Origin of the sequence: Streptomyces sp. NPDC017246 (genome assembly GCF_044331325.1) — a bacterium.
GTDB lineage: Bacteria > Actinomycetota > Actinomycetes > Streptomycetales > Streptomycetaceae > Streptomyces.
Genome location: NZ_JBIRMW010000001.1, coordinates 516,371 through 540,829, shown reverse-complemented (window position 1 = coordinate 540,829; position 24,459 = coordinate 516,371). Strand labels below are relative to the sequence as shown.

The following is a 24,459-nucleotide window of genomic DNA, read 5'->3' as shown; positions in this document are numbered from 1 at the left end:
CAGGGCCCTTGTCGACGGCGATGTCGGCAGGCTAGCGTCATCCGCGATGGAAAGCGCTTTCTATCGGAGCGCGGCACACCGGGGAGAGGAACCTTTCGTGACACGCAGGACAGTCCGCATCGCCATGAACGGCGTCACCGGACGCATGGGATACCGCCAGCACCTCGTCCGTTCGATCCTCGCCCTGCGCGAACAGGGCGGCCTCGACCTCGGCAACGGCGAGACCCTCTGGCCCGAGCCGGTCCTCGTCGGCCGCCGCGAGCCGGCCCTGCGCGCGCTCGCCGAGCGCCACGGACTCACCGAGTGGTCGACCGACCTCGACGCCGTCCTCGCCGACGACAGCATCGACATCTACTTCGACGCCCAGGTCACCTCCGCCCGCGCCGATGCGATCACCAGGGCCGTCGAGGCCGGCAAGCACATCTACACCGAGAAGCCCACGGCGGCGGACCTCGCCGGCGCCCTGGCACTCGCCCGCCTCGCCACCGAGAAGGGCGTCAAGCACGGCGTCGTCCAGGACAAGCTGTTCCTGCCGGGCCTGCTCAAGCTCAAGCGCCTCATCGACGGCGGCTTCTTCGGCGAGATCCTCTCCGTGCGCGGCGAGTTCGGCTACTGGGTCTTCGAGGGCGACTGGCAGGACGCCCAGCGCCCCAGTTGGAACTACCGCGCGGAGGACGGCGGCGGCATCGTCGTCGACATGTTCCCGCACTGGGAGTACGTGCTCCACGAGCTCTTCGGCCGGGTCACCTCCGTCACCGCCCAGGTCGCCACCCACGTCCCGCGCCGCTGGGACGAGCAGGGCAAGCCGTACGAGGCCACCGCCGACGACGCCGCCTACGGCATCTTCCAGCTGGAGGGCGGCGCCATCGCCCAGATCAACTCCTCCTGGACCGTCCGCGTCAACCGCGACGAACTCGTCGAGTTCCAGGTCGACGGCACCCACGGCTCCGCCGTCGCCGGACTCCGCGACTGCCGCGTCCAGCACCGCTCCGCCACCCCCAAGCCCGTCTGGAACCCCGACATCCCGGCGACCGAACCCTTCCGCGACCAGTGGCAGGAGGTCCCCGACAACGCCGAGTTCGACAACGGCTTCAAGGCCCAGTGGGAGCTCTTCCTGCGGCACGTCACCCTCGGCGAGCCCTACCACTGGGACCTGCTCGCCGGCGCCCGCGGCGTCCAGCTCGCCGAACTGGGCCTGAGGTCCGCCGCCGAGGGCCGCCGCCTCGACGTCCCGGAGGTCGCCCTGTGATCCGCCTGCCCGGCATCGACGGCGGCGTACGGGAGTACGCGCCCCGCACCGAGCCCCTCACACGGAACGGAGGCGGCCCCCTCACCTCCCGTACGGTCTTCTCCGCCGCCCACGTCGTCGCCGACCCGTACGCCGACACCACCCCCGACTCGCCCGCCGCCGTCGACTGGGACGCCACCCTTGCCTTCCGCCGCCACCTCTGGTCCCACGGCCTCGGGGTCGCCGAGGCCATGGACACCGCCCAGCGCGGGATGGGCCTCGACTGGACCGGGGCGGCCGAGCTGATCCGCCGCTCCGCCGCCGAGGCGAAGGCCGTCGGCGGACAGATCGCCTGCGGCGTCGGCACCGACCAGCTCACCGGCCCCGCCGGCCTGGCGGCCGTCCGCAAGGCGTACGAGGAGCAGCTCGCGCTCGTCGAGGAGACCGGCTCCCGGGCCGTCCTCATGGCCTCCCGCGCCCTCGCCGCCGCGGCGGAGGGCCCGGACGACTACCTCGACCTGTACGGCCACCTCCTCCGCCAGGCGAGCGAGCCGGTGATCCTGCACTGGCTCGGCCCGATGTTCGACCCGGCGCTCGACGGCTACTGGGGCTCGGCCGACCTGGACACCGCGACCGAGACCTTCCTGGAGGTCATCGCCGCGCACCCCGACAAGGTCGACGGCATCAAGGTCTCGCTCCTGGACGCCCGGCGCGAGGTCGAACTCCGCCGCCGCCTCCCGGAAGGCGTCCGCTGCTACACGGGCGACGACTTCCACTACCCGGAGCTGATCGAGGGCGACGAACAGGGCTTCAGCCACGCCCTGCTCGGCATCTTCGACCCGCTGGCGCCGCTGGCGGCGCAGGCCGTCCGCACCCTCGACACGGGGGACGCGCACGGTTTCCGTGCCGTCCTCGACCCGACGGTCGCCCTCTCCCGCCATCTCTTCGAGGCGCCGACCCGCTTCTACAAGACGGGCGTCGTGCTCCTCGCCTGGCTCGCCGGGCACCAGGACCACTTCACGATGGTCGGCGGACTGCAGTCCGCCCGCTCCCTCCCGCACCTCGCCCGCGCCTACGAACTCGCCGACGGACTCGGCCTGTTCCCTGACCCCGCGCTGGCCGAGGAGCGCATGCGATCCCTCCTGGCGGTCCACGGAGGCCTGCGATGAACCTCGACCGCTTCAGCGTCAACCAGATGACGGTCAAGCAGCTCGCCCTGCCGGACCTGGTCGCCCACTGCGTCCGCCTCGGCATCCGGGGCGTGGGGCTGTGGCGCGAACCGGTCCAGGAGTTCGGGGTCGAGGCGGCCGCCGACCTGGTGCGGGACGCGGGCCTCACCGTCACCACCCTCTGCCGCGGCGGCTTCTTCACCTCGGACGGCTGGGAGGCGGAGAACCGGGCGGCGATCGACGAGGCGGTCACGCTCGGCACCGACACCGTCGTCCTGGTCTCAGGCGGCCTCACCCCCGCCTTCCCGGACCTGCCCTCCGCCCGCGCCCGCGTCACCGAGGCGATCGGCGCACTCGCCCCCTACGCGGGCGAACGCGGAATCCGCCTGGCCGTCGAACCCCTCCACCCCATGTACGCCGCCGACCGGTGCGCGGTCTCCACCCTGGACCAGGCGCTGGCCGTCGCGGAGCACTTCCCGCCGGAGCAGGTGGGCGTGGTGGTCGACACGTACCACCTCTGGTGGGACGACCGGGCCCCGGCGGCGGTGGAACGCGCGGGCGCGGCGGGCCGCATCCACTCCTTCCAGCTCGCGGACTGGACGACCCCGCTGCCGGCCGGCGTCCTGACCGGCCGCGGTCAGCTCGGCGACGGTGCGATCGACCTCCGTGCCTGGGCGGACCTGACGGAGAAGGCGGGCTGGACGGGCCCGGTGGAGGTGGAGATCTTCAACGACGACCTGTGGGCGAGGGACGGCGTGGAGGTCCTGGAGGAGACGCTGGAGCGGTTCCTGACGGTCTGACCGACTCCGGTCCCGGCGGCACCGCGCGAGCCGAGGAGCTCCGGGACGGCCCGGTGGCACCCGCGCGAGCCGAGGAGCCCCGGGACGGCCCGGTGGCACCCGCGCGAGCCGTCACCCGCCCAGGTGCCGTACGTCCTGCCGCTCGACCTCCTTGAGGACCCGGGCGAGCGCGGCGAAGTCGTCGTCCCGGTGCGGCAGGGTCAGGCAGTGAGGGACGGCCGTCCACGGCGGCCGACGCCCGGGGTGCTACCGGCGGCCCCCGCCCAGGATGTCCCCCAGCCCGCCCGCCGCCGCGTCGCCGCCCTTCCGGGCGGCGGCGCGCTTCGTCATGACCGCGAGGACCACGGGGACCAGGATGTCGACCGCCCGGGTCATCGTGGCGGGCGGGATGCCGGTCTTCTTCGCGATCGCGTTCGCCGCCGGGCGGGCCAGCCTGCCCAGGACGCCGGCCATGAGGCCGCCGGCCGCCAGGCCGCCGAAGGAGGCGACGCCCTGGAGCGGGGGCTCGGCCGAGGTCACCTCGTCGACGGCGGCGCGGACCTCGTCCGCACTGGAGGGTTCGGCCGCCGCCAGGCGCAGTTCGCCGGAGAGCTCGGCCACCGAACCGCCCACGACCTCCTGCGCCCCGTCGGTGTCCGTGCCGAGCAGTCCGGCGATCTCCTGGAGCCTGTCGTCGCCGAGCTCGCTCAGGACGTCGTCCTGGAAGGAATCACTCATGCCGGAAACGCTACGACCTGCCCCGTTCGTCGGCACGCCGAGAAGGAGGGGGATCCGGGAGGCCGGGACCGGCGTCCGGATGTCCCCGGCCGGTGGCCGACACCCCGGCGGGGTGTCCGAGGCCTTCGCTACGGTCGGGGCATGTCCAATGAGGGTCGCGGGCCGGGTCCCGCGGTGGTCGAGGGTGTTCTGGAGCGGATCACCTATGCCAATGAGGAGAACGGGTACACGGTCGCCCGGGTCGACACCGGCCGCGGGGCCGGGGACCTGCTCACGGTGGTCGGTTCCCTGCTGGGGGCGCAGCCGGGGGAGTCGCTGCGGATGGAGGGGCGTTGGGGCTCCCATCCGCAGTACGGCAAGCAGTTCACCGTCGACAACTACACGACCGTGCTGCCCGCGACGATCCAGGGCATCCGGCGCTATCTCGGCTCGGGGCTGATCAAGGGCATCGGCCCCGTCTTCGCCGACCGCATCACCCAGCACTTCGGTCTGGACACCCTCCGGATCCTGGAGGAGGCCATCGGCCGGCTGATCGAGGTCCCGGGTCTGGGCCCCAAGCGCACGAAGAACATCGGCGCGGCCTGGGAGGAGCAGAAGGCGATCAAGGAGGTGATGGTCTTCCTCCAGGGCGTCGGTGTCTCCACCTCCATCGCGGTCCGGATCTACAAGAAGTACGGGGACGCCTCGATCTCCGTCGTGCGGAACCAGCCCTACCGGCTCGCCTCCGACGTCTGGGGCATCGGCTTCCTCACCGCGGACAAGATCGCCCAGGCGGTGGGCATACCGCACGACAGTCCCGACCGGGTGAAGGCCGGTCTCCAGTACGCGCTGTCGCAGTCGGGCGACCAGGGGCACTGCTTCCTCCCCGAGGAGAGGTTGATCGCGGACGCGGTGAAGCTCCTCCAGGTCGACACCGGTCTTGTCATCGAGTGCCTCGCCGAACTGGCCGAGGATCCCGAGGGGGTCGTACGGGAGACCGTCCCCGGGCCGGAGGGGACGCCCGTGACCGCCGTGTACCTGATCCCGTTCCACCGGGCCGAGCTCTCGCTCGCCGGGCAGCTCCGGCGGCTGCTGAGGACGGAGGAGGACCGGATGCCGGCCTTCCGGGACGTGGCCTGGGACAAGGCCCTCGCCTGGCTCGCCGAGCGGACGGGGGCCTCCCTGGCGCCCGAGCAGGAGGAGGCCGTGCGGCTGGCCCTCACCCGCAAGGTCGCCGTGCTCACCGGCGGTCCCGGCTGCGGCAAGTCGTTCACGGTCCGCTCCATCGTGGAGCTGGCCCGTGCCAAGAAGGCCAAGGTCGTCCTCGCCGCCCCCACCGGGCGGGCCGCCAAGCGCCTCGCCGAGCTGACCGGCACCGAGGCGTCGACCGTGCACCGGCTTCTGGAGCTCAAGCCGGGCGGCGACGCGGCCTACGACCGGGACCGGCCGCTCGACGCCGACCTGGTGGTGGTCGACGAGGCCTCCATGCTCGACCTGCTCCTCGCGAACAAGCTGGTGAAGGCGGTGGCGCCGGGGGCCCATCTGCTGCTCGTGGGCGATGTGGACCAGCTGCCCTCGGTCGGCGCGGGCGAGGTCCTCGGTGATCTGCTCGCTCCGGGAAGCCCCGTGCCGGCGGTCCGGCTGACCCGGATCTTCCGGCAGGCCCAGGAGTCCGGTGTCGTCGTCAACGCGCACCGGATCAACGCCGGCACCCCGCCGAGGACCGAGGGCCTGCCGGACTTCTTCCTCTTCGCGGAGGAGGAGACCGAGGACGCCGCCCGGGTCGCCGTGGACGTGGCGGCCCGCCGGATTCCGGCCAAGTTCGGTCTCGACCCGCGCCGTGACGTCCAGGTCCTCGCCCCCATGCACCGCGGCCCGGCCGGCGCCGGCTCGCTCAACGGACTCCTGCAGCAGGCCCTCACCCCGGCCCGCCCGGACCTTCCGGAGAAGAGGTTCGGCGGCCGGGTCTTCCGGGTCGGCGACAAGGTCACCCAGATCAGGAACAACTACGAGAAGGGGGCCAACGGGGTCTTCAACGGCACGGTCGGCGTCGTCACGGCGCTGGACGTCGAGGAGCAGCGGCTGACCGTGCGGACGGACGAGGACGAGGAGGTGCCGTACGACTTCGACGAGCTGGACGAACTCGCCCACGCGTACGCGGTCACCATCCACCGTTCGCAGGGCAGCGAGTATCCGGCCGTGGTGATCCCGGTCACGACGAGTGCCTGGATGATGCTTCAGCGGAACCTGCTCTACACGGCGGTGACCCGGGCCAAGAAGCTCGTCGTCCTGGTCGGCTCCCGCCGGGCGATCGCCCAGGCGGTCCGTACGGTCTCCGCAGGCAGGCGCTTTACCGCACTCGCGTTTCGGCTCACAGGGACGGCCCTCGTGTGAAAGATCACGGAGGACTACCGGAACCGGGGCGAAGGGGGCAGGATATGAAGGTTGGCGGCACTGAGTGCCGCCGATTGGCCCAATGGTCGACCCCGAGTGCACTCTCCTGAGCCAAATGGGGGATGGTAGAGACAGTCAGGGCACCTCGAAGAAGAGGCACTACGTCGGTGAGGGATGACGTGAGCGACAACTCTGTAGTACTGCGGTACGCGGACGGTGAATACACCTACCCGGTGGTCGAGAGCACCGTCGGCGACAAGGGCTTCGACATCGGGAAACTCCGAGCCCAGACCGGTCTGGTCACCCTGGACAGCGGATACGGCAACACCGCCGCCTATAAATCCGCGATCACCTACCTCGACGGTGAGCAGGGGATCCTGCGGTACCGCGGTTACCCCATCGAGCAGCTGGCCGAGCGCTCCACCTTCCTTGAGGTGGCGTACCTGCTGATCAACGGTGAGCTGCCCAAGGTCGACGAGCTGGCGACCTTCAAGAACGAGATCACGCAGCACACGCTGGTCCACGAGGACGTCAAGAACTTCTTCCGTGGTTTCCCGCGGGACGCCCACCCGATGGCGATGCTGTCCTCGGTGGTCTCCGCGCTGTCCACCTTCTACCAGGACAGCCACAACCCGTTCGACGAGGAGCAGCGGCACCTCTCCACGATCCGGCTGCTCGCCAAGCTGCCGACGATCGCGGCATACGCGTACAAGAAGTCGATCGGTCACCCGTTCGTCTACCCGCGTAACGACCTCGGGTACGTCGAGAACTTCCTGCGCATGACCTTCTCGGTCCCGGCGCAGGAGTACGACCTGGACCCGGTCGTCGTCAACGCGCTCGACAAGCTGCTGATCCTGCACGCGGACCACGAGCAGAACTGCTCGACCTCCACCGTGCGTCTGGTCGGCTCCTCGCAGGCGAACATGTTCGCCTCGATCTCCGCCGGCATCTCGGCCCTGTGGGGCCCCCTGCACGGTGGCGCCAACCAGTCGGTCCTGGAGATGCTCGAAGGCATCAAGGCCAACGGCGGCGATGTCGACTCCTTCATCCGCAAGGTGAAGAACAAGGAGGACGGCGTCCGCCTGATGGGCTTCGGCCACCGGGTGTACAAGTCCTTCGACCCGCGCGCCAAGATCATCAAGGCGGCGGCGCACGATGTCCTCTCGGCCCTCGGCAAGTCCGACGAGCTGCTGGACATCGCGCTCAAGCTGGAGGAGCACGCGCTCTCCGACGAGTACTTCGTCTCGCGCAACCTCTACCCGAACGTGGACTTCTACACGGGCCTGATCTACCGCGCCATGGGCTTCCCGACCGAGATGTTCACCGTGCTCTTCGCGCTCGGCCGGCTCCCCGGCTGGATCGCCCAGTGGCACGAGATGATCAAGGAGCCCGGCTCCCGCATCGGCCGCCCGCGCCAGATCTACACGGGCGAGGTTCTCCGCGACTTCGTCCCGGTCGAGGCGCGCTAGCCGCTTCGCCGGAGAAGCGAGAAGCGCCCCGCTACCGATCCCCCCACGGGTCGGTAGTCGGGGCGCTTCCCATATCCCGGTGCGGATTCCCCCCACGGGATCCGGGCCGGGCGTCTGCCGTGTCAGCAGAAGCTACGCGGGTCGGGCGCGACGCGGTCTGCCGGGGTACGTACGGGAGGGCCGCTCAAAGCTCCCCGGTGCACGTGCCCCGGCCAACGCTTGCCTGGAACATCCCCCAAGACATTCCATGAACGTCCCCCAAGACGTTCTTCGGCATCGCCCACTTAGACTCGCGAACAGCCCAGATGGTTACCCCCCAATATCTGTGATCTAGGTCTCCTTGTGAAGGTCCTGTGCGTCACGTGTAGGTGAATTCAGGCGAAGCGCCGTAGACGAAGGCTGTTGGATACGACGAAGACGGACGAAAAGGCCATGGCGAGACCGGCGATCATCGGGTTGAGAAGCCCGGCCGCCGCGAGCGGCAGCGCCGCCAGGTTGTAGCCGAAGGCCCAGCCGAGGTTGCCCTTGATCGTCGCCAGGGTCCGGCGCGAGAGCCGGATCGCGTCCGCCGCGACCCGCAGGTCGCCCCGCACCAGGGTCAGATCGCTCGCCTCGATGGCCGCGTCCGTGCCCGTCCCCATCGCCAGACCCAGATCGGCGGTGGCCAGGGCGGCCGCGTCGTTCACCCCGTCGCCGACCATCGCGACCGTCCGGCCCTCCGCTCGGAGCCGCCGGACGACCTCGGCCTTCTCCTCCGGCAGCACCTCCGCGATCACCTCGTCGATGCCGACCTCGGCGGCCACGGCCTCCGCCGCGGCCCGGTGGTCCCCGGTGAGCAGGACCGGCCGCAGTCCGAGGCCGCGCAGCAGGGCGACGGCCTCGGCGCTGGTCTCCTTGACGGTGTCCGCGACGGTCAGGGTGCCGCGGGCGACCCCGTCCCAGGCGACGTGGACGTCGCCGGGCCCGGCCCCCGCGGGGACCTCGACGCCCTCCGAGCTCAGCAGGGCGGCGCGTCCGACGAGGACCAGGCGGCCGTCGACGGAGCCGCGCACGCCGAGCCCGGGGACGTTCTCGAAGGTCTTCGGTACGGGCAGCTCCCCGCAGCGGCCGGCGGCGGCGGTCGCGACCGCGCGGGCCACCGGGTGCTCGGAGGAGTGCTCCAGGGCCCCCGCGAGCCGCAGGAGACCGTTCTCGTCGACGCCCGCGCCCTCGTACACGCGCACCGACCGCAGGGACATCCGGCCCGTGGTGACGGTGCCCGTCTTGTCGAGGACGACGGTGTCGACGCGGCGGGTGGATTCGAGGACCTCGGGGCCCTTGATGAGGATGCCGAGCTGGGCGCCGCGGCCGGTGCCGACCATGAGGGCGGTCGGGGTGGCGAGGCCGAGGGCGCAGGGGCAGGCGATGATCAGGACGGCGACGGCGGCGGTGAAGGAGGCCGTCGGGTCGTCGGTGACGAGCAGCCAGGTGACGAGGGTGGCGAGCGCGATCAGCAGCACCACCGGTACGAAGACGGCGGAGACCCGGTCGGCGAGCCGCTGCACCTCCGCCTTGCCGTTCTGGGCGTCCTCGACGAGCTTCGCCATGCGGGCGAGCTGAGTGTCGGCGCCGACCCGGGTGGCCCGGACGACGAGCCGGCCGGAGACGTTGACGCAGCCGCCGGTGACCGCGCTGCCCTCGGTGACGTCGAGCGGCAGCGATTCACCGGTGAGCAGGGAGGCGTCGACGGCGGACGCGCCCTCGGCGACGGTGCCGTCGGTGGCGATCTTCTCCCCGGGGCGCACGACGAAGAGGTCTCCGGCCCGCAGCGCGGCGACCGGGATCCGTACCTCGGTGCCCCTGCGCAGGACGGCCACGTCCTTGGCGCCGAGTTCCAGCAGGGCCCGCAGTGCCGCGCCGGCCTTCCGCTTGGCGCGGGCCTCCAGATAGCGGCCGAGCAGGATGAAGGTGATCACCCCCGCCGCGACCTCAAGATAGACGGCGGAGGAGGCGGTGGAGCGGTCCACGGTCAGGTCGAAGCCGTGCCGCATGCCGGGCATGCCCGCGTCGCCGAGGAAGAGGGCCCAGAGCGACCAGCCGAAGGCGGCGAGGGTGCCGACCGAGACGAGGGTGTCCATGGTGGCGGCGCCGTGCCGGAGGTTGGTCCAGGCGGCCCGGTGGAAGGGCAGTCCGCCCCAGACGACGACGGGGGAGGCGAGGGTGAGGGAGAGCCACTGCCAGTTGTCGAACTGGAGCGCGGGGACCATGGCGAGCAGGACGACGGGCGTGGCGAGGAGCGCGGAGACGAGGAGCCGCTGCCGGAGGGCGGCGAGCTCGGGGTCCCGCGCGGGGGTTCCGGACCGGGTCCCGGCCGGCGTGTCCGCCGCGGGCTCCGGGAGGGGTTCCGGCTCGGGCGGCGGGGGCTCCTCGGCGGTGTAGCCGGTCTTGACGACGGTGGCGATCAGCGCCTCGACGCCGACCCCCGGCGGGTGCTCGATCCGCGCCTTCTCCGTGGCGTAGTTGACGGTCGCGATCACTCCGTCCATCCGGTTGAGCTTCTTCTCGACGCGGGCCGCGCAGGAGGCGCAGGTCATCCCCCCGATCGTCAGCTCGGTGACGGTCGGGGCCGGAGGGGTTTCGGTGACGCTGGAGGTCATGTGCCGTTCCAAAGGAGAGCAGGGCCGTACCGTTAACGGTACGGCCCTGCGCGGTGTCCGCGGGGGAGCGGTCAGACCAGCTCGTAGCCGGCCTCGTCGACGGCGGCGCGCACGGCCTCCTCGTCGAGCGGGGCGGCGGAGACGACGGTCACCTGCCCGGTGGCGGCGACGGCCGTGACGGAGGAGACCCCGGGCAGCTCGGAGATCTCGCCGGAGACCGCGCCCTCGCAGTGGCCGCAGGTCATGCCCTTGACCTGGTAGACGGTGGTGAGGTCGGTCTTCGTCTCTGCGGTCATGGCGCTCTCCTCGTGGGTTCAGGACCGTACATGCGCAGTTTATACCCCTAGGGGGTATAAATTCCAGTCGAGGCGCACCCGTTTCCGACCGGAGCCTATGGTAAACACCCGATATGTCGCATTCGGGGACCACGCTCATCCTGATCATGGCGATCGCCGTCCTGGCGCCGCTGCTCGCCTACGGAGTCGGCCGCAAACTCCCCGTCCCCCTCGTCATCTTCGAGATCCTGCTCGGCATCCTCGTCGGCCCCGACGTCCTGGACTGGGCCCACACCGACGCGCTGATCGACGGACTCTCCGAACTCGGCCTCACCATGCTGATCTTCCTCGCGGGGTACGAGATCGAGTTCGGCAAGGTCCGCGGCGACACCCTCCGGCGCTCCGTGCGGGCCTGGCTGATCGCCCTCGTGCTCGGACTCGCCACCGGCGTCCTGCTCGGCGGCGGATACACCAAGGGCGTCTTCATCGGAGTGGCGCTCACCAGCACCGCGCTCGGCACCGTCCTGCCCGTGCTCCGCGACGCCGGCGACCTCCACGGACGCTTCGGCTCGGTCGTCATGGCCTTCGGCGCGGTCGGCGAGTTCGGCCCGATCATCGCGATGGCGCTGCTGCTCAGCGGGCGGGGCGCGGGCGAGTCGACCGTGCTCCTCGCGGTGTTCGCCGCGCTCACCGCCGGGGCCGTCTACTGGGCGCTGCGCCCGCGCCCGCCCTGGTTCTCCCGGATCATCGCCAAGACCCTGCACACCAGCGGGCAGTTCGCGGTCCGCTTCGTCTTCCTGCTGCTCGCCGTGATGCTGGGCGCCTCGCAGGCCCTCGGGCTCGACATCCTGCTCGGCGCCTTCGCCGCCGGGCTCATCACCCGGCTGGTGCTGACCGGGGCCGCACCCGAGGCGGGGCCGCAGATCCTGGAGAAGATCGAGGGGGTCGGCTTCGGCTTCCTCGTCCCGGTCTTCTTCGTCGTCACCGGGATCGAGTTCGACCTGGCCTCGCTCCTCGACGGCGGCCGGACCCTGCTCCTGCTCCCGGTCTTCCTGCTGCTCTTCCTGGTGGTGCGCGGCGGACCGATCTGGTTCCTCGCCCCGCGCGACCTCGACCGGAAGGACCGGGGCGGGCTCGTGCTCTACGGCTCCACCGCGCTGCCGCTGGTCGTCGCGATCACGACCATCGGCGTGGACGACAAGGCGATGACGGCCGGCGAGGCGGCGGCGCTCGTCGGGGCCGGCATGGTCTCGGTCCTCGCCTTCCCGCTGATCGCGCTGAAGTCGCGGTCGGGGGCGAAGGCGCGCCCCGTCGAGGGGATCAGCGGTTCGGAGTCGTGGTGACCGGAGTCGCGGCGGGCGCGGGGGCGGAGGCGGGTGCGAGGGGTGCCGTCTCGCCGGTCAGCGGGGAGAGGTAGCGCAGGAGGAGGGTCTTCAGCTCGGCGATCGTCGCGTCCCGCTCGGGGCCCTCGGGCGCCGCGAGGACGAGGTCCAGGCCGCCCTTGAAGGTCGCGAAGGTCATGTCGGCCACGCGGGCGCGGTCCGCTTCGGGCAGTGCGGGGGCGTAGTGGGCGATGACCTCCCGTACGCGGGCGAGGAGCGAGGCGTGCAGGGCGTCGTGCTCCTCGGCGATCCGGCCGGGCACCTCGGATCCGTGCATCAGCGCCAGGAAGACGGGGTTCGCGCAGTTGAACTCGATCATCGGGTCGACCACGGCGTCGAGCAGTCCGGGCAGCGGCAGCGCGAGGTTCTCCTCCGTGAACGCCTGGCCGTGGGCCTCCCGCATCTCGTGCAGGAGGCGGTCGCCGAGCTCGATCGCGATGGCCTCCTTGTTCGGGAAGTACTGGTAGAGCGTGCCGGGCGAGACATGGGCCTCACGGGCGATCGCGTTGGTGCTGGACGCCGTGTAGCCGTTCGCGCAGAAGACGTTCGCGGCGGCCTGGAGCAGCTGCGCGATGCGGCGCTCGCCACGGGCCTGACGGCGGCGCGGCTTCGGCTCTTCGGACCTGTCCTCGGACATGGCTGTCCCCAGCTTTCCTCAACACGTTTGACAAACGCGAGAGGTCGCTCGCATTCTTGAGAAACGCGAGTGATCACTCGTGTTTGCCAGTCTATGGCAATGGGCGCCCCATGTGACCTGCCGGGAAGCGAGCACAGGGGGTCAGGTGAAGGGGACACCTCGTCATGGCCGAAGTCAAGAAATCAGCACCCGGCGGGGGCGGACACGGGGCCGAAACCCCAGGTCGGGCCGGGCGGTCGGCCGGAGCACCGGGGGGCGGATGGACGCGGTTCGTGACCGCCCGCCCGCGGCTCACCCTCCTCGTCGCCCTCGTCCTCACCGCCCTCGCCGTCCTGGCCGGCGGCGGGGTCGCCGACCGGATGGGCAGCGGCGGCTGGGAGGACCCGGCCGCCGAATCCACGTACGCGACCGCGGCCCTCGAAGACCGGTTCCCCGGCTCCCAGCCCAATCTGCTCCTGCTCGTCGACGCCGGAGCGGCCGGAGCCGACGCCCCCGCGGTCGTCGCCGAGGCCCGGCGGCTCGCCGAGCGGCTCGACGCCGAACCGGGTGTCGACGGCGTCGGCTCCTACTGGTCCACCGGCTCGCCCGCCCTCCGCTCCGAGGACGGCCGGAAGGCCGTGATCGCCGCCCGTATCGCCGGCGAGGAGAAGGACGCCGCCGCCGTCCTCGACCGCATCGCCCCCGAGTACCGGGGGACGCACGGCCCCGTCGAGGTCTCCCTCGGCGGCGGCCTCGCGGTCCGCCACGAGATGCAGACGGTCATCCAGGAGGACCTGCTGCGGGCCGAACTCATCGCCCTGCCCCTCACCCTCGTCCTGCTCGTCATGGTCTTCGGCAGCGCCGTCGCCGCGCTGCTGCCGCTCGGCGTCGGCATCGTCGCCATCCTCGGCACCAACGCCGCCCTGCGGGGCATCACCGAGTTCACGGACGTCTCCGTCTTCGCGCAGAACCTGACGACGGCCCTCGGACTCGGACTCGCCATCGACTACGCCCTGTTCGTCGTCCGCCGCTACCGCGAGGAACTCGCCACCGGGGCCGACACGTACACCGCCGTCCGCGCCACCCTGCGCACCGCAGGGCGGACCGTGCTCTTCTCCGCCCTCACCGTCGCCGTCTCGCTCGCCGCGATGCTGGTCTTCCCGCAGTACTTCCTGCGCTCCTTCGCGTACGCCGGGATCGCCGTGGTCCTGCTCGCCGCGGCCGCGGCCCTCACCCTGCTCCCGGCGGCCCTCGTCCTGCTGGGCGACCGGGTCAACGCACTCGACCTGCGCAAGCTCCTCCGCCGGGGCCGGGCACCCCGGGAGACCGCCGCCGAGGGCGCCGGCGACGGAGCGGGCTGGGGACGGGTCGCCGCGCTCGTGATGCGCCGGGCGCCGGTCTTCGCGGTTCTCACCACCGCCGGGCTCGTCCTCCTCGGACTGCCCTTCCTCGGCGTGAAGCTCGGCACCGCCGACGACCGCCAGCTCCCCGCCACCGCCTCCTCCCGGGTCGTCCAGGACCAGCTGCGGGACGGCTTCCCCGGAAACCCCGGCGGCGGGATCACCGTCCTCGCCGAGGGCAAGGCCACCCCCGCGCAGTACGCGGCCTACCGGGAGCGGATCGGCGCCCTCGACGGTGTCGCCCGCGCCGACGGGCCGGTGACCGCGCCCGGCGGACACGCCTACTTCACCGTCGTGCCCGAGGGCGAGACCGTCGGCCCCGACGCCCAGCGGGCCGTGGCCGAACTGCGCGCCGCACCCGCCCCGTTCGAGACCTCCGTCACCGGACAGGCCGCCGTCCTGGTCGACTCCAAGGGCGCCCTCGCCGAGCGGCTGCCGTGGGCGGCGGGCATCATCGTCCTCGTCACCCTGCTCCTGGTCTTCCTGCTCACCGGCAGCGTGCTCATCCCGGTCCAGGCCGTCGTCCTCAACGCCCTCAGCCTCACGGCGATGTTCGGCGCGGTGGTCTGGGTCTTCCAGGACGGGCACCTCGCGGGACTCCTCGGCTTCACCCCCACCGGGGACATCGAGACCACCCTGCCCGTGCTCATGTTCTGCGTGGCCTTCGGGCTCTCCATGGACTACGGCGTGTTCCTGCTGTCCCGCATCAAGGAGGAGTACGACCTCACCGGCGACCACGAGCACTCGGTCCGCTTCGGGCTGCGCCGCACCGGCGGGCTCATCACCGCCGCCGCCGTGATCCTGGCCGTCGTCATGGTCGCCATCGGCACCTCACGCGTCACCAACACCAAGATGCTCGGCCTCGGCATCGCCCTCGCCGTCCTGATGGACGCCATGGTCGTCCGCAGCCTCCTCGTGCCCTCCGTGATGAAGCTGACCGGCCGCCTCACCTGGTGGGCCCCGGGCCCGCTGCGGCGCCTCCACGACCGCTTCGGAATCAGCGAGTCGGACGCGTACAACCCTGGGGGGAGTTCGGGTGTCGAAGAGGTGTCAGAGGAGGTGCGGGAGACCGCTTCCTCGCTTCAATGAGCGTGATGCATGGGGGAATTCGTGGCACGTATGCGTGCGGGCCTGGTCCTGGCGACGGTCCTCGTCGCCGGGATCGCACCGGTGGCGTTCGGGGGAGCGGCGGCGGTCGCCGCACCGGTGACGGTCCGGGCGGGAAGCACCGCCGAGCCGGGCACGGTGGTGCAGGACGGGGGCCGGCTGGCCGTGCCGGCGGGGGACAACCCGCCGGCGGTCCTGCGGCTGAAGGTCACGCTCCCGCAGGGTGTGACCGGTCCGGTGACGGCGCGGCTGGGTCTGCCCGTCCCCTACCTCCCGGGTGGCGGCACACCCCCGCGGCTCGCCGCGAGGCTCCGCACCACCGCCTCGGCGGACGGCGTCGCTCTCGGACCGCTCGGGTGGCGGACGCCGGACGAGGAGACGGAGCCCGGAGAGCACTCGGTCCTGCTCGATCTGCCCGCGGTCGACACGGAGGACGGCACACTGACGTACGAGCTCGCGATCGGCGCGGAGTCCCGGCTCTCCGAGATCGGCTCCATCGATGGCGACTTCACGGTGAAGGACGTGTCCGGAACCGTGGCGGCTCACGGGCGGGTCCTCCTCGACTTCGTCGCGGGCACCCCTGAGCCGTACTACCGCGGTGCGGTCCACGCCCGGGACCGGGACGGCGTCCTCTGGCGGTACGAGGGGACGGGGAAGCCCGAGGGGCCACTGAAGCCCCGCAAGCGGGTGGGCGCCGGCTGGAATGTCTACAACACGATCACCCAGCTCTCCAGGACGACGGCGTACGGCAGCGGTGACCTGGTGGCCCGGGACAAGGCGGGTGTCCTCTGGTACTACCGGGGCTCGGGCGACCCGGCGGCCCCGTTCAAGCCGCGCGTGCGGGTCGGCGGCGGCTGGAACGTGTACACGAGCCTCGCCCCCTACAGCGACGGGCTCGTCGCCAGGGACAGGAACGGCGTCCTCTGGCACTACGAGGCGACGTTCTCCGAGTCCCCGTTCAAGGCGCCCGTGCGCGTGGGCGGCGGCTGGAACGCGTACACCGCCATCAGCCGGTTCCAGGACGGACTGGTGGCCCGCGACAAGAGCGGCGTGCTGTGGAAGTACAACGCGTACAGGTCCGGGGCCGACCCCGCCGCCCCCTTCTCCCCGCGCGTGCGGGTCGGCGGCGGCTGGAACGTCTACCGCGACATCGTGGGCGCCATGGACCTCTGTGGTGCCTGGAGCGACTCCGTCGTTGCCCGTGACACGACCGGTGAGGTGTGGGTGTACAAGGGCCGGACGTCGGGCTTCGGCTTCGTCCCCGGCTCCGCCCGGACGCGGATCGGCTGGGGCTGGGACATCTACACCGCGGTGATCTGACACGCCGGGGCGACCCGACACCTCTCCAATGGGGATCCATGAGGCCCACGAGACCCACCCGTATGTTTCTGGTCGCGGCGAGCGTACTGCTCGCCGCGCTGATCCCCCCGGCCGCCGGAGGGGGGCAGGCTCTCGCCTCGCCCCTCGCGGCGGCCACCCCCGGCCCGGCCGCCGCCGACGTGGGGACGATCGTGCAGGAGGGGGGCCCGCTGGTCGTGCCCGCCGGCGAGGAGGGCCCGGTCACCACCCGGCTCACCGTCACCCTGCCGCCCGGGGCCACCGGGCCGCTGCTGCCCCAACGCCTCACGTTCGAGGGGCCCTACCGGGCCGAACCGGGCCGCCCCGGCCTCCTGTTCACCTCCACCTGCGCCGTGAACGGCGGCACGTTCGAGCCGTGCGCCTGGGACTCGCCCGACCCGGAGACCGTCGACGGCGTCTGGCTCGTCCTCGACCTGCCCGGCGCCGAGGTGCCCGCCGGATCCTCGACCGTCACCTACGGCATCACCGTCGACGTGCCCTCGGGCGCCGAGTGGCTCGGCACCCTCTCCACCACCGTCGAACTCGGCACCGGACACGGTGTCGTGGCGCGCGGAGACCTCTCCTTCCGGCTGACCACGGGCACCCCCGAGGCCTCGCGGCGCGCCTCGCTGCACGCCCGCGACCGCGACGGCGTGCTCTGGCAGTACGACGCCACCGGGAGGAACGAGCCGCTGCTCAAGGCGCGCAAGCGGGTCGGCGGCGGCTGGAACGTCTTCACCGCCCTCGCGGGCACGGGCCTCGTCGGCGGCCACGACACCTCCCTGGCGGCCAGGACCAAGGACGGCAGGCTGCTGATGTACGGCGTGGTGCGATGGGGCGAGCGGGGCGCGAACAGCGAGCCGCACGACCCGCGTCCGGCCGGCCACGGCTGGAACATCTACGACCTGATCGTCTGAGCACGACTCACGCGCACGACTCACGCGCACGGCGCCGGGCCCGGAGGAATCCGGGCCCGGCGCCGTGCGCGTGCGGGGCGGGGTCAGTCGCGGCGGCCCCGGTTGCCGGGGCGGCTGGCGACCCAGGCGCGGATCGTGTCCGCGTACCAGTAGGGCTTGCCCGACTCCACCTGGTCGGGGGCCGGCAGCAGTCCGTGCTTCCGGTAGGAGCGGACCGTGTCGGGCTGCACCTTGATGTGTGCGGCGATGTCCTTGTACGACCAGAGCCTTCTGTCCGTCATGCCTGGTACCTCCCTGCGCGCCGCGCAGCGGCGGCGGGGGTGCCGTTCGGGGGCGCTGCGGGCGTGCGTTGGCGATCACTGAGCCATTGCCCCCTGCAACGACCCCTCCAGACCGGAGGAGAGCGCCTGTCGAGCGCCTGTGACGGAAACCCCGCGTAACGGAGATATGCGTGACGACAAAGGGACGTACGTGACGAAAGTGAGGCACGGGGACATCGGTGTGTCCTCCCGCGTCGTCCCCGGTCGGAGCGGTATGCGCCGGCTACACGCCGCAGGAACGGAGGAAGCGCCGGGTACGGAGCGCGATCGGGTACGGGACGTCCGCCTCGCACGGGTACATGTCCTGCTCGACGATCGCGAACAGGTCCACGTCCAGCGCCGCCGCGGCCGCGAGCACCGGTTCGAGAGCCGGCACCCCGGACGGCGGCTCGCACATCACGCCCCGGGCCACCGCCGGACCGAACGGCACCCCCTCGGCCACCACCCCGGCCAGGACGGCCGGGTCGACCTGCTTGAGGTGGAGGTAGCCGATCCGCTCGCCGTACGTCTCGATCAGCTTGACGCTGTCCCCGCCGGCGTACGCGTAGTGCCCGGTGTCCAGGCAGAGCGAGACCGTCTCCGGGTCCGTGGCGTCGAGGAACCGCGCCACGCTCTCCTCGCCGTCGAGATGGGTGTCGGCGTGCGGATGGACGACGATCCGCAGCCCGTACCGCTCGCGCACCTCCCGGCCCAGACGCTCGGTGAGCCGCGTCAGGTCCCGCCACTGCCCGGCGGTGAGCGTCCGGTCCTCCAGCACCTCGCCCGTGCGGTCGTCCCGCCAGAAGGACGGGATGACGACGAGATGCCCCGCCCCCACGGCCTGCGCGAGGGCCGCGTTCTCGGCGACGTGCGCCCAGGTCCGGTCCCAGACGTCCGGGCCGTGGTGGAGGCCGGTGAAGACCGTCCCCGCCGAGACCCGGAGCCCGCGCCGCGCGGTCTCCTCGGTCAGGACGGCCGGATCCGTGGGCAGATAGCCGTACGGACCGAGCTCGATCCACTCGTAGCCCGCGCCGGACACCTCGTCGAGGAACCGCTGCCAGGGCACCTGTCGGGGATCGTCGGGGAACCACACCCCCCAGGAGTCCGGGGCGGAACCGATCCGGATGCGGGACGGTGTCGGGTGCGAGGACGGCTGCGGTGACGGCTTCGTCATGCCTGCCACCTTCGCCGGGGCCCGCGAGCAGCGTCAAGCATGCCGCTCCGGCCCGGTCGGGTCGTCCGAATGTCCGGACATATCGTTGACACGCCTCCGGGCGGACGACTAGACCTGGGTGCGGGAAGCCGGACGCGAGAGGTGGCGCGGGTGGAGTCGGAGCCGTACGACCTGATCACCATGGGACGCCTCGGCGTGGACCTCTATCCGCTCCAGGCCGGGGTCGGGCTCGACCGCGTCGAGACCTTCGCCAAGTTCCTCGGCGGCTCCCCGGCCAACGTCGCCGTCGCCGCCGCCCGCCTCGGCCTCCGCACCGCACTCCTCTCCCGCACCGGGGCCGACCCCTTCGGCACCTATCTGCGCCGTGAGCTGAAGGGCTTCGGGGTGGACGACCACTGGGTGACCGAGGTCGAGGAGTACCCCACCCCCGTCACCTTCTGCGCGCTCTTCCCGCCCGACGACTTCCCGCTCACCTTCTACCGCCGCCCCAAGGCCCCCGACCTGGAGATCCGTCCGGACGAGCTGGACCTCGACGCCGTCCGCGCCGCCCGGGCCTTCTGGGCGACCGGCACCGGTCTGTGCGACGAGCCGAGCCGTACCGCGACCCTGACGGCGCTGCGGGCCCGCTCCGGCCGGGAGGTGACGGTTCTCGACCTGGACTGGCGGCCGATGTTCTGGGCGGACCCGGCGGCCGCCCGCCCGTACTACGCCGAGGCGCTGCGGCACGCGACCGTCGCCGTCGGCAACCTCGACGAGTGCGAGGTCGCGACGGGGGAGCGCGAGCCCCACGCGGCCGCCCGCGCGCTGCTGGCCGCCGGAGGCGACGGCGGGCCGCGGCTCGCCGTGGTCAAGCAGGGCCCCGAGGGCGTCCTCGCGCTCGCCGCCGACGGGACGAGCGCCGAGGTGCCGCCGCTGCCGGTGGAGGTCGTCAACGGCCTCGGAGCGGGCGACGCGTTCGGCGGGGCGCTCGTCCGCGGACTGCTCGCCGGACAGGACCTCGGCACGGTCCTGCGCCACGCCAACGCCGCCGGCGCGATCGTCGCGGGCCGACTCGCCTGCTCGTCCGCCATGCCGTACGCCTCCGAGATCGCCGAGGCACTCGCCGGCGGAAGCGGCACCCTCCCCGAGAAGGGGTAGGGATCGGCCATGAACACCGACCGACCCCCGTCCCACCCGCAGCCTCCACCCCCCGGCCACCCCCCGTCCCACCGCCGGTTCCCGTCCCTCCACATCCCCGCGGGGACCGCCGCCCGGGGCCCGTACGCGCTCGACATCGACCCCGGGCGGGCCGGATGGACGTACTCCGCACTCCGGGTCCTCACCCTCGGACCGGGAGAGATCCACTCCTTCGAGAGCGGGGATTCCGAATGGGTCGTGCTTCCCCTCTCCGGTGCCTGTAGCGTGCGCGTCGACGGCGAGATCCTCGAACTCCTGGGCCGCGCGAGCGTGTTCGACGGAGTGACCGACTTCGCCTATGTACCGCGCGACGCCCACGCCCAGATCGCCTCCGGTGCGGGAGGCCGCTTCGCTTTGGCAGGAGCGAAGTGCGAGCGACGACTCCCCGCCCGCTACGGCCCCGCGCCGGAGGTTCCCGTCGAGACCCGCGGCAGCGGCAACCGCGCCCGCCAGGTGCGGAACTTCGCCTCCGCCGACGCCTTCGACTGCGACCGGCTCATCGCCGTCGAGGTCGTGACGCCCGGCGGCAACTGGTCCTCCTACCCGCCGCACAAGCACGACGAGCACCGCCCCGGCGCCGAGTCCGTCCTCGAGGAGATCTACTACTACGAGACCGAGGGCCCGGGCGGCCTCGGCTACCAGCGGATCTCGCCGTCCCGGCCCGGCGGCGCCGACCTCCTCGCCGAGGTCGGAACCGGCGACGCCGTCCTCGTCCCCGACGGCTGGCACGGCCCCTCGATCGCCCAGCCGGGTCACGCTCTCTTCTATCTCAACGTCATGGCGGGCCCCGGACCCGAGCGGGAGTGGAAGATCTGTTTCCACCCGGACCACACGGAGGGATACGCATGAGCATCCGGCTGACCGTCGCCCAGGCGCTCGTACGCTTCCTCGCCGCCCAGCACACGGAACGCGACGGGGAACGGCAGCGGCTCGTCGCCGCCACCTGGGGCATCTTCGGGCACGGCAACGTCGCCGGAATCGGCCAGGCCCTCGTCGAGAGCCCCGCGCTCATGCCCTTCCACCAGGGCCGCAACGAACAGGCCATGGTCCATGCCGCCGTCGGCTACGCCCGGCAGTCCAACCGGCTCTCCGCCCACGCCGTCACCACCTCCATCGGCCCCGGCGCCACCAACCTCGTCACCGGCGCCGCCCTCGCCACCGTCAACCGTCTCCCGGTCCTGCTCCTGCCCGGCGACACCTTCGCCGGACGCCCCGCCGACCCCGTGCTCCAGCAGCTCGAAGTCCCCTACGCGGGTGACGTGTCCGTCAACGACTGTCTGCGTCCCGTCTCGAAGTACTTCGACCGGATCGGACGCCCCGAAGCCCTGGTCCCCGCCGCGCTCGCCGCGATGCGGGTCCTCGCCGACCCCGCGGAGACCGGCGCGGTGACCCTCGCGCTGCCCCAGGACGTCCAGGCGGAGGCGTACGACTGGCCCGAGGAGTTCTTCGCCGAGCGGGTCTGGCGGATCCGCCGCCCCCGCCCCGACACCGCCGAACTCGACGCCGCCGTACGGGCGATCGGCGAGGCGAGGCGACCGCTCCTCGTCGTGGGCGGCGGGGTGAGACACAGCCGCGCCGAGGACGCCCTGCGCACCCTCGTCGAACGGACCGGCATCCCCGTCGCCACCACCCAGGCCGGCAAGGGCGCCCTGCCGTACGACCATCCCTGCGAGACCGGCGGCATCGGCCACACCGGCAGCCCCACCGCGAACGCCCTGGCCAGGACCAGCGATCTCGTCCTCGGCGTCGGCACCCGGTACACCGACTTCACCACCGCGTCCGGCACGCTCTTCCCCGGGGACGCCCGCTTCGTCAACCTCAACATCACCGGCTTCGACGCCCACAAGCAGGCCGCCCTGCCGCTCGTCGCCGACGCCCGCGAGGGGCTCACCGCCCTCGCCGAAGCACTCGGCGAGCACCCTCACGGGCGGCAGGGGACAGCGCGGTGGACCCGCGACAAGCACGAGTGGCAGGAGCGGGTCGACGCCGCGTACGCCGTCCCCGACGAGGACGCCCGCCCCACCCAGGCCCAGGTCCTCGGCGTACTCGACACTCTGGTCGACGGCAGCGACATCCTGATCAACGCCGCCGGATCCCTCCCCGGCGACCTCCACCAGCTGTGGCGGACCCGGTCGCCCGACCAGTACCACGTCGAATACGGCTACTCCTGCATGGGCTACGAGATCCCCGCCGCCCTCGGAGTGCTCCTCGCCGCACCCGGCCGGCCCGTCTGGGCGCTCGTCGGCGACGGTACGTATCTCATGAACCCCACCGAAATCGTCACCGCCGTGCAGGAACGCCTCCCCCTGCGGCTGATCGTCCTCCAGAACCACGGCTACGCCTCGATCGGCGGCCTCTCGGAGGCGGTCGGCGCCGAACGCTACGGCACCGACTACCGCCACCGGGACACGGACGGCGGATTCACCGGACCCCCGCTCCCCGTCGACCTCGGCGCCAACGCCGCCTCCCTCGGCATGCGGGTGCTGCGCCCCCGAACCGTGCGTGACCTGCGGGAAGCCCTCGCCGACACACGGAGGGCGACGGTTCCCACATGTGTCTACGTCGAGACCGAAACGCCAGACACTGTGTCGGGCCCGCCCCCGGCCGATGCGTGGTGGGATGTGCCCGTGGCCGAGACCTCGACCCGCCCGTCGGCGGTCAAGGCCCGGGAGGAGTACGACCGGCACGTCACCGCCCGACGCCGCCATCTCTGAAGGAGCATTTCGTCATGACGAACACCGTCAAGACCGTCAACCACTGGATCGGTGGCAAGACCGTCGAGGGCACGTCGGGCAACTGGGGCCCGGTCACCGACCCGGCCACCGGCGCCGTGACCACGCGGGTCGCGCTCGCCTCCGTCGAGGAGGTCGACGCCGCCGTCGCCGCCGCCAAGGACGCCTGGGCGACCTGGGGCACCTCCTCGCTGGCCCAGCGCACCACCATCCTCTTCAAGTTCCGCGCACTGCTCGACGCCAACCGCGACGCGATCGCCGAGCTGATCGTCGCCGAGCACGGCAAGGTCCACTCCGACGCGCTCGGCGAGGTCGCCCGCGGCCTGGAGATCGTCGACCTGGCCTGCGGCATCACCACCCAGCTCAAGGGCGAGCTCTCCACCCAGGTGTCGAACCGGGTGGACGTGGCGTCGATCCGCCAGCCGGTGGGCGTCGTCGCGGGCATCACGCCCTTCAACTTCCCGGCCATGGTGCCGATGTGGATGTTCCCGATCGCCATCGCGACCGGCAACACCTTCATCCTCAAGCCGAGCGAGAAGGACCCCTCGCCGTCGCTGAAGATCGCCGAGCTGCTCGCCGAGGCGGGCCTCCCGGACGGTGTCTTCAACGTCCTGCACGGCGACAAGGTGGCCGTCGACCGCCTCCTGGAGCACCCGGACGTCTCCGCGATCTCCTTCGTCGGCTCGACCCCGATCGCCCGGCACATCCACACCACCGCCTCCGCCAACGGCAAGCGCGTCCAGGCGCTCGGCGGCGCGAAGAACCACATGCTGGTCCTCCCGGACGCCGACCTCGACGCGGCGGCCGACGCGGCCGTCTCGGCGGCCTACGGCTCCGCCGGCGAGCGCTGCATGGCCATCTCGGCCGTCGTGGCCGTCGGCGCCATCGGCGACGAGCTGGTGCAGAAGATCCGCGAGCGCGCCGAGAAGATCAAGATCGGCCCCGGCACCGACCCCACCTCCGAGATGGGCCCGCTCATCACGGCCGTCCACCGCGACAAGGTCGCCTCCTACGTGTACGGCGCGGCCGACGAGGGCTGCGAGGTCGTCCTCGACGGCACCGGCCTCACCGTCGAGGGCCACGAGGACGGCCACTGGATCGGCCTCTCCCTCCTGGACCACGTGCCGACCACGGCCAAGGCCTACCAGGACGAGATCTTCGGCCCGGTGCTCTGCGTGCTGCGCGCCGAGTCGTACGAGGAGGGCCTCGCCCTCATCAACGCCTCCCCGTTCGGCAACGGCACCGCGATCTTCACCCGCGACGGCGGCGCCGCCCGCCGCTTCCAGCTGGAGGTCGAGGCCGGCATGGTCGGCGTGAACGTGCCGATCCCGGTGCCGGTGGGCTACCACTCCTTCGGCGGCTGGAAGGACTCGCTCTTCGGCGACCACCACATCTACGGCAACGACGGCGTGCACTTCTACACCCGCGGCAAGGTCGTCACCACCCGCTGGCCGGACCCGTCCGACGCCCCGGCCGGCGTCGACCTGGGCTTCCCGCGCAACCACTGACAGCCGTCGGTACCGAGACCGGCCCCCGGGTGCGACACACCGCCCCCGGGGGCCGGCTCCGTGCCGGGGGGCGGCCGGCGGATACCGCGGGCGGACACCGGCGGCCGCGGGCGGATACCGCGCCCGTGGTACGCGGCCCCCGC

19 protein-coding genes are annotated in these 24,459 nt (G+C 72.2%); 13 read left to right on the top strand and 6 right to left on the bottom strand.

Going from position 1 to position 24,459, the window contains the following annotated elements; all coding sequences use genetic code 11:
* Window positions 1–97: 97 nt before the first annotated feature.
* From ACH4MY_RS02425 to ACH4MY_RS02415, 3 genes are read left to right on the top strand one after another with little or no spacing between them, the layout of a single operon-like run.
* Entirely contained in the window at window positions 98–1,249 is a 1,152-nt protein-coding gene (locus ACH4MY_RS02425; protein WP_397996355.1) for a Gfo/Idh/MocA family protein, read from the top strand.
* Window positions 1,246–2,397, top strand: a complete 1,152-nt coding sequence (locus tag ACH4MY_RS02420) for a dihydrodipicolinate synthase family protein (RefSeq protein WP_397996353.1) — start codon at window positions 1,246–1,248, stop codon at window positions 2,395–2,397. Before ACH4MY_RS02425 ends, ACH4MY_RS02420 begins: the two co-directional genes overlap by 4 nt.
* Entirely contained in the window at window positions 2,394–3,197 is an 804-nt protein-coding gene (locus ACH4MY_RS02415; protein ID WP_397996350.1) for a sugar phosphate isomerase/epimerase family protein, read from the top strand. The genes ACH4MY_RS02420 and ACH4MY_RS02415 overlap by 4 nt, the downstream gene beginning before the upstream one ends.
* Before the next feature lie 246 nt (window positions 3,198–3,443).
* Here the strand turns inward: ACH4MY_RS02415 and ACH4MY_RS02410 are convergent, their stop codons facing one another.
* Complete coding sequence (locus ACH4MY_RS02410) at window positions 3,444–3,914, bottom strand: DUF937 domain-containing protein (protein WP_397996347.1); 471 nt, start codon at window positions 3,912–3,914, stop codon at window positions 3,444–3,446.
* Window positions 3,915–4,055: 141 nt separating this feature from the next.
* On the opposite strand from ACH4MY_RS02410, the gene ACH4MY_RS02405 reads away from it, so the two are divergent.
* Both ACH4MY_RS02405 and ACH4MY_RS02400 read left to right on the top strand, forming a co-directional pair.
* A complete protein-coding gene (locus ACH4MY_RS02405; RefSeq protein ID WP_397996344.1) occupies window positions 4,056–6,287 on the top strand; it encodes an ATP-dependent RecD-like DNA helicase in 2,232 nt (743 codons plus the stop codon).
* A gap of 179 nt (window positions 6,288–6,466) precedes the next feature.
* Window positions 6,467–7,756, top strand: a complete 1,290-nt coding sequence (locus ACH4MY_RS02400) for a citrate synthase (protein WP_026057844.1) — start codon at window positions 6,467–6,469, stop codon at window positions 7,754–7,756.
* Between the two features lie 374 nt (window positions 7,757–8,130).
* On the opposite strand, the gene ACH4MY_RS02395 is transcribed toward ACH4MY_RS02400, so the two are convergent.
* Both ACH4MY_RS02395 and ACH4MY_RS02390 read right to left on the bottom strand, forming a co-directional pair.
* Complete coding sequence (locus ACH4MY_RS02395; protein ID WP_397996340.1) at window positions 8,131–10,392, bottom strand: heavy metal translocating P-type ATPase; 2,262 nt, start codon at window positions 10,390–10,392, stop codon at window positions 8,131–8,133.
* A 71-nt stretch (window positions 10,393–10,463) separates the two neighbouring features.
* A complete protein-coding gene (locus ACH4MY_RS02390; RefSeq protein WP_397996337.1) occupies window positions 10,464–10,688 on the bottom strand; it encodes a heavy-metal-associated domain-containing protein in 225 nt (74 codons plus the stop codon).
* A gap of 113 nt (window positions 10,689–10,801) precedes the next feature.
* Between ACH4MY_RS02390 and ACH4MY_RS02385 the strand changes: the two genes are divergently transcribed.
* Entirely contained in the window at window positions 10,802–12,010 is a 1,209-nt protein-coding gene (locus tag ACH4MY_RS02385) for a cation:proton antiporter (protein ID WP_397996335.1), read from the top strand.
* Here the strand turns inward: ACH4MY_RS02385 and ACH4MY_RS02380 are convergent.
* Window positions 11,988–12,686 (bottom strand): TetR/AcrR family transcriptional regulator, encoded by a 699-nt coding sequence (locus ACH4MY_RS02380; RefSeq protein ID WP_397996332.1) that lies wholly within the window; start codon window positions 12,684–12,686, stop codon window positions 11,988–11,990. The genes ACH4MY_RS02385 and ACH4MY_RS02380 overlap by 23 nt on opposite strands.
* A gap of 164 nt (window positions 12,687–12,850) precedes the next feature.
* Between ACH4MY_RS02380 and ACH4MY_RS02375 the strand changes: the two genes are divergently transcribed.
* Genes ACH4MY_RS02375 through ACH4MY_RS02365 form a run of 3 tightly spaced genes read left to right on the top strand, consistent with a single transcriptional unit; the run spans window position 12,851 to window position 17,427 of the window.
* The gene (locus ACH4MY_RS02375) at window positions 12,851–15,154 is read left to right on the top strand and encodes an MMPL family transporter (protein WP_397996329.1); all 2,304 of its coding nucleotides are present in this window, start codon (window positions 12,851–12,853) and stop codon (window positions 15,152–15,154) included.
* Between the two features lie 21 nt (window positions 15,155–15,175).
* The gene (locus ACH4MY_RS02370) at window positions 15,176–16,492 is read left to right on the top strand and encodes a hypothetical protein (protein WP_397996327.1); all 1,317 of its coding nucleotides are present in this window, start codon (window positions 15,176–15,178) and stop codon (window positions 16,490–16,492) included.
* Window positions 16,493–16,530: 38 nt separating this feature from the next.
* On the top strand, window positions 16,531–17,427 hold the full coding sequence (locus ACH4MY_RS02365) for a hypothetical protein (RefSeq protein ID WP_397996324.1): 897 nt from the start codon (window positions 16,531–16,533) through the stop codon (window positions 17,425–17,427).
* 83 nt (window positions 17,428–17,510) lie between these two features.
* Here the strand turns inward: ACH4MY_RS02365 and ACH4MY_RS02360 are convergent, their stop codons facing one another.
* Both ACH4MY_RS02360 and ACH4MY_RS02355 read right to left on the bottom strand, forming a co-directional pair.
* The gene (locus ACH4MY_RS02360; RefSeq protein ID WP_397996322.1) at window positions 17,511–17,708 is read right to left on the bottom strand and encodes a helix-turn-helix transcriptional regulator; all 198 of its coding nucleotides are present in this window, start codon (window positions 17,706–17,708) and stop codon (window positions 17,511–17,513) included.
* 262 nt (window positions 17,709–17,970) lie between these two features.
* Window positions 17,971–18,900: a sugar phosphate isomerase/epimerase family protein gene (locus ACH4MY_RS02355; protein ID WP_397996319.1), complete on the bottom strand. Its 930-nt coding sequence runs from the start codon at window positions 18,898–18,900 to the stop codon at window positions 17,971–17,973.
* A gap of 180 nt (window positions 18,901–19,080) precedes the next feature.
* Here ACH4MY_RS02355 and iolC point away from each other — a divergent pair, with 180 nt between their 5' ends.
* The 4 genes from iolC to mmsA are packed head-to-tail and all read left to right on the top strand — an operon-like array spanning window position 19,081 to window position 24,316.
* Window positions 19,081–20,037: a 5-dehydro-2-deoxygluconokinase gene (gene iolC / locus ACH4MY_RS02350; protein WP_397997362.1), complete on the top strand. Its 957-nt coding sequence runs from the start codon at window positions 19,081–19,083 to the stop codon at window positions 20,035–20,037.
* Between the two features lie 9 nt (window positions 20,038–20,046).
* Window positions 20,047–20,925 (top strand): 5-deoxy-glucuronate isomerase, encoded by an 879-nt coding sequence (iolB, locus tag ACH4MY_RS02345; RefSeq protein WP_397996316.1) that lies wholly within the window; start codon window positions 20,047–20,049, stop codon window positions 20,923–20,925.
* Entirely contained in the window at window positions 20,922–22,790 is a 1,869-nt protein-coding gene (iolD, locus tag ACH4MY_RS02340) for a 3D-(3,5/4)-trihydroxycyclohexane-1,2-dione acylhydrolase (decyclizing) (RefSeq protein ID WP_397996313.1), read from the top strand. Before iolB ends, iolD begins: the two co-directional genes overlap by 4 nt.
* Window positions 22,791–22,804: 14 nt before the next feature.
* A complete protein-coding gene (mmsA, locus tag ACH4MY_RS02335; RefSeq protein WP_397996311.1) occupies window positions 22,805–24,316 on the top strand; it encodes a CoA-acylating methylmalonate-semialdehyde dehydrogenase in 1,512 nt (503 codons plus the stop codon).
* The last annotated feature ends 143 nt before the right edge of the window (window positions 24,317–24,459 follow it).